This is a genomic window from Ensifer sp. SSB1, from assembly GCF_016652895.1.
Lineage (GTDB): Bacteria > Pseudomonadota > Alphaproteobacteria > Rhizobiales > Rhizobiaceae > Ensifer.
Map to the genome: position 1 here is coordinate 1 of NZ_JAEPRP010000290.1, position 5,162 is coordinate 5,162.

At 56.4% G+C, this 5,162-nt stretch carries 7 protein-coding genes; 2 read left to right on the forward strand and 5 right to left on the reverse strand.

The features are described from left to right. The coding region (gene tnpB, locus I8N66_RS35900; RefSeq protein ID WP_291164991.1) for an IS66 family insertion sequence element accessory protein TnpB at positions 1–341 on the reverse strand (341 nt) is incomplete at its 3' end. Then, positions 325–768, reverse strand: coding sequence for a transposase (locus I8N66_RS35905; protein WP_291164994.1), 444 nt, complete (start codon positions 766–768; stop codon positions 325–327). The genes tnpB and I8N66_RS35905, both read right to left, overlap by 17 nt. Before the next feature lie 203 nt (positions 769–971). Here I8N66_RS35905 and I8N66_RS35910 point away from each other — a divergent pair, with 203 nt between their 5' ends. Next, positions 972–1,175, forward strand: a complete 204-nt coding sequence (locus I8N66_RS35910; protein ID WP_291164997.1) for a hypothetical protein — start codon at positions 972–974, stop codon at positions 1,173–1,175. Positions 1,176–1,324: 149 nt separating this feature from the next. After that, the gene (locus I8N66_RS35915; protein WP_291165000.1) at positions 1,325–1,660 is read left to right on the forward strand and encodes a hypothetical protein; all 336 of its coding nucleotides are present in this window, start codon (positions 1,325–1,327) and stop codon (positions 1,658–1,660) included. A gap of 40 nt (positions 1,661–1,700) precedes the next feature. Here the strand turns inward: I8N66_RS35915 and I8N66_RS35920 are convergent, their stop codons facing one another. The 3 genes from I8N66_RS35920 to I8N66_RS35930 all read right to left on the reverse strand — a co-directional run bounded on the left by I8N66_RS35920 (position 1,701) and on the right by I8N66_RS35930 (position 4,685). Beyond that, positions 1,701–1,886 carry a hypothetical protein gene (locus tag I8N66_RS35920; protein ID WP_291165003.1) on the reverse strand — a complete coding sequence of 62 codons (186 nt, stop codon included), beginning with the start codon at positions 1,884–1,886 and terminating at the stop codon, positions 1,701–1,703. A gap of 272 nt (positions 1,887–2,158) precedes the next feature. After that, positions 2,159–3,277 carry a class I SAM-dependent methyltransferase gene (locus I8N66_RS35925; protein ID WP_291165007.1) on the reverse strand — a complete coding sequence of 373 codons (1,119 nt, stop codon included), beginning with the start codon at positions 3,275–3,277 and terminating at the stop codon, positions 2,159–2,161. Between the two features lie 391 nt (positions 3,278–3,668). After that, positions 3,669–4,685 carry an IS630 family transposase gene (locus I8N66_RS35930; protein ID WP_291165009.1) on the reverse strand — a complete coding sequence of 339 codons (1,017 nt, stop codon included), beginning with the start codon at positions 4,683–4,685 and terminating at the stop codon, positions 3,669–3,671. Positions 4,686–5,162: the final 477 nt, after the last annotated feature.

Here is a 5,162-nt window from a genome sequence, read left to right on the forward strand (position 1 = left end):
TCATATTGCCGCACCGGATGGCGCACCATCGCGTCGAGATCAATGCCGTCGAGCAACCAGTGCAGTTGCTCGGCATCGAGCGGCACCACCGTCTCCTGCCGCAAAGGCCAGCGGAACTTGTCTTCCGTCAGCGCCTTCAACACGAGCACAAAGCCAGACCGATCGAAGAACAGCAATTTCATCCGGGTGCGGCGACGATTGCAGAAGGCGAACACCGCGCGCTCGAACGGGTTGAGGCCCATTGACTGCTCCACCAGGATCGCAAGGCTGTTGATCCCCGCCCGGAAGTCGATCGGCTCCCGGTGAAGATAGACGCGCAGATCATCAGCCAGCCGGAACATCGCAACGCCCCAGTGCTTCGATCATCGCCGACAGAGCCTCAACATCCGCATCTTCAAGCTCAAGCCGCACACCGTTCGGTAGCGACGCCCTCAACCGCGCCCGTGGCGATGTCGGCCGAGCCGACGGGGCCGGCGGTCGTGCAGTCGGAGATACCGCAACCACAGGAACGAAGGCCAGCGGCGCGCTGTTCGGCATAACCGTCAATTCCTTCTCGGTCGTTTGCCGGCGTCGGCGTAGCGCCACCCAATTGCGCAACTGATTGGCGTTGACCCCGTGCGCCAGAGCAAGCCCTGCAATCGATACTCCCGGCTCAAGGGCCGCATCAATCAAGCGCTCCTTCTCAACCGGATCAAATCGTCGCTTACCGTTGCCAAGAACCTGAACCACTCGAAGCGGCCCTGATCCTCCCGCGCCATCCAATGTCATTGTGTCCACAGTCTCCGTTGTGGACACAGAATCCCTCACTGCCACGGCTATGAACAGGTGCGGGGAATTCCGCGCTTACGTTGCGGGGCGGTGCGAAGTTCCGTGGCCGCGACCGCGTCGGATGGGCCTTCACTTCGCGGCCGCCGCCTATGATCTGGGTTACCGAAACTGTGCTGTCATGAGGCGCGACGTCGAATTGCCGCATGATTGGCCCCTGGCGGATCTTCGGGGCCGATCTGTGGGATCGGGATTATCTCAACCTGGTCGAGCCCGCCAAGATCACCATCGGGGCTAACGCTCATGACGAGATCGCCTTCCGTGCGATGCAAGCGGGCCTCGATCTCGGCTACAGTACGTCCATGGTCTCCTTCACACGGGCAGGATGTGACGAGATGGACGAAGTGTAAACTTTGAGGACGCCATAAGGGGTTATGGTTAGAACCCGACGGCTGATGGATTGCGCCGGACCGCTCCGACATAAAATATTTGCTACACCACTCTAGATAACTTTAAATTGCAGCGATAAGACGCGCTCATTTCATCCAAGGATTGAGTCATGGCATTATTCAAGAAAGCGCCCAAACAACGTCAGCCGGACCCGTTGCTGGCCCTCCAACTTTTCAACGAAGTCGATTACATCCGGTTTCACGACGACGTCTACGCCGCGATCCGGTCCAAGGACATCCAATCGGGTTTTCAGCATTACCGGGTCCACGGCATTTTCGAAGGCAGGTTCCCCGGCTTTGATGGTTTCTCGTCAGAGGAATATCTGAAGCTGAACCCGGACGTGGCCAGCAACCTGGGCGACGGCAACAGAGATGCTGCCGCCAGGCACCATTTCAGCCACTATGGCTTCAGAGAAGGCCGCCGTTGGCGCGCGGACCAGCCCTAAGCTGCACCACCGCGCACACGGCTCGCAAAAGCGAGGCCGCCTAAAGCGTGTTGCGCAAAAGTCCAAGCGGTTTTGCGATAACGACATGCGCAAAGAGGGAATCTGAAAGATCGAGACGCGTTGCAGAAGTCTCCTGTTTAGCCTTGAGTATGGCCTCATCGTCGTTGCTGCATGCAAACGCGATTTCGATCATGCCATCGTCGAAGCAATTTGGCATGTCCGTCACCGGAGAGTTCTCCGATATAGGAGAGACAACGCGAACAGCGCCTTTCCGCCGGCGTGGGGTTTCCCTTTTTGCTGCGCGTTAACACTTCGGCCTCATCATCAACGGCCCGCTTCCCGGGGTGTTCGCGATAACGCGTCGAACTCGGGGGGCTCCTCTGGGGATGTTCATTTGGGACTGAGATCGTCGCAAATCTAATCCCAAAACGGAGTGGCAAATGACTGCGGTTCTTACTCGGACCGCGCTGTGCTACGACCCGGCTATTCTCTCATGCGTCATTTAGATAGCTTTGTTTTCTTTCGCCAAACTCTGCGGAGGGGCGAGGTGACCATTGATGAAATCTGAGATGTTAGCGTCGATGGCAGCTTTTTCAGTACGTAAACATCTTGGTTACCCTGGTTCTCGGCCGCGCCAAAGTGAACGATTTCCCATTTCTTAGAGAGGTTTCGCTCAACCCAAGAACGACGGAAATACGCATTGCCGTATCCAGTGGCGGAAAGGCCTTCCGGCGATTTGCCGAGGTAAACTTCTTCAAACACGTAATCGTTGTTTATCAGCCCCTCAAGTAGAGCGAGGATCCTGCGCGTACTGTGAGCGGGATCTCGGTTGAAATAGCTGATCGCTGAGTCTCCATGTGTCGTAAAGAACAGCCACCCGCCATCTTCGATCACTCGATGCATCTCGTCAAACCAGGCGAGGGCTTCGTTCTCACCAAGGTGGGACCAAATCGAAATGGCGGTCACGCCCTGAAAGCTACCAGCCTCGTGCTTCAAAGGCGGCACGGTGTCCGACACGGAGAAGTGGGAGCCCGGTATGTGTCGCTGCGCCCACTCAATAGATGAGACAATGGGATCGACGCCGTGGAAAACACTTTCAGGGGAGAAAGCTTTGAGAGCACGTATGAGCGATCCCGACGAACACCCGAAATCCAGGTAGTTCGCGCGGGGCGCAAATGAAATGCCCAAATTGGCAAGTGAGGATCCAACCATGTCCGCACTATAAAGGTCTCCGATATACCATTGGCCACGCTGCATTCTGTGGATGTGGTCGGGCGGATTGGCGGTTGTAGTTTGCATTTTCCCACGCATTTCGGGGAAATGGTGGGAGCCAATAGAAATCAGACTGTGCCGTGTTTCAACGTCGCCAAGATCGGCGATTTTCTTTCGCACTTTTGCGATGTCGGTTTCAGACAGGGCCGAGAGTATCTTATTGGAGGCGACGGGCGAGTGTTCAGTAATGTGCAGTGCCACCTCCAGGCGAGACTTTATCAACTTCTCGACAAAGTCTCTGTCCTCGATCAGATCGACAATGCTCCGGTAGTTTTGACTGGTGCTTGGAAGCCAAACATGTTGGTCGAACGATATCTCATGCCTGTATGGGTTGCGTGGATTCACTGATATCTCCTCTCGCTTCAGGGTTGGGACCAAAGCAGCTTGCAATCGGCAGTGCAATAGCGGTTGTAATAGGAAATCAACTTTTCCGTGCTATATAGCTGTGGACGTCAGGGGGTGCGATGAATGACCCTCGTCCTTACCGAGACCGAAGCTTTTGGCAGCAAGCCTGCTCGAGATGGGTCTTGGTTTGCTGCGAGATGAACAATTCAAGGAGAACGAAAGCTCCGCCACCGGCCTGAGGGAGGCGCAAATGCGGTACACCTCCAGATACCCGAGAACGTGACATTGGCGGCGATGTGGGCGAAGCCTATGCTTTCTCGATTTCGACGGCGGAGATCGCCTGCATCAAGCAGCAGAACCCATGCACTAGTCATCTGATCCGAAATTGGTGTCATAAGCTGTTGTCGACCTTCTGACAGAAGCGCTTGACGGATGCGAGAATGTCGTCTGCGGATTTGGTCCACCGGTATGGCTTGGGGTTTTCGTTGTGGCGCTCGATAAAGCTTTTGATGTCGGCTTCGAGTTGAGCTGTCGAAGTATGGACGCCATGTCGTAGTTGCTTGCAGGTCAATTCCGCAAACCAGCGTTCGACCTGGTTGATCCATGAGGCTGAGGTTGGCGTAAAGTGCACATGGTAGCGTGGCCGCCGCATCAGCCAGTTCTTGATCGATGCAGTTTTGTGCGTTGCATAGTTGTCCATCACGATATGCACGTCCAAATCGGGCGGCACATTCGCATCGATCTGCTTCAGGAAGTCCAGGAACCTGGTGGGCCGATGCCGCTTGTAGCATTTGCCGATGACGAAACCGGAGGCGACATCCAGAGCTGCAAACAACGCCGTCGTGCCATGTCGAACATAAGAATGGGTACGCCGTTCAGGCACGCCAGGCATCACCGGCAGCACCGGCTGCTCGCGATCGAGCGCCTGGATTTGGCTCTTCTCGTCCACACTGAGAACCAGCGCCCGATTGGGAGGCGACAGATAAAGACCGACGACGTCGCGGACCTTATCGACGAACAAAAGATCGCTGGAAAGCTTGAACGTCTCAGTGCGATGGGGCTGCAGGCCGAAGGCGTTCCATATCCGGCGGATCGTCGTGTGCGAAAAGCCCGCGGCTCCTGCCATCGAGTGGATCGACCAATGGGTCGCGTCGGTTCGCGTAGAGCGCAGCGTGCGCTCGATCACAGCAGCAATCTGATTATCGCCGATCGTTCGGGGCCGGCCAGGGCGAACTTCGTCGAGCAGGCCATCGAGCCGATCTTTAAGAAAGCGCCGCCGCCATTTGCCAACCGTATGTTCATGCACGCCGAGTTCGCCGGCAAAGACCTTGCTCGCAATTCCGTCGGCACAGCGAAGAATGATCCGGCACCGCTCTGACATGGAGCGAGCAACGCGATGCTTACGCACCTATCGCTCTAAATATTCCCGCTCCGCCTCGCTCAAAATCAATGGTGCCGTCGAGCGGCCAGTCGCATTTGCCATTGCTCACTCCCATGAACAGGCAAAGCGTACAATGTAATGCTTCCGTTCCAGATGGCTAGGCGGCAGGGGCATTAATTCAAAGGTACCCGCACTAGATAGGACGAGCGACGGCAAATTTGGCGTTACGCGACCAGCGCGCACGCTTAAGGTACCCGCCGTGGGGGCAACCTCCCTGTCTTGAACGGCAACAACACCCACTCCCTGCGTCAACACGTTCACCGGCCCCTTCAAGCTGTTTGGCATTGCTCCAATCCTTGAGATGGAGGAAAGCGACACCGGGGCGAAATGGTTTCAAGTTCACGACGGCTCAGGTTACTCCCTCCGTTACGGGGATCTCGGCACGATCCTGCTCGACCTCCGGCCCGACGGTGACATTACGTGGTTTGGCAACAAGGTGTGGCA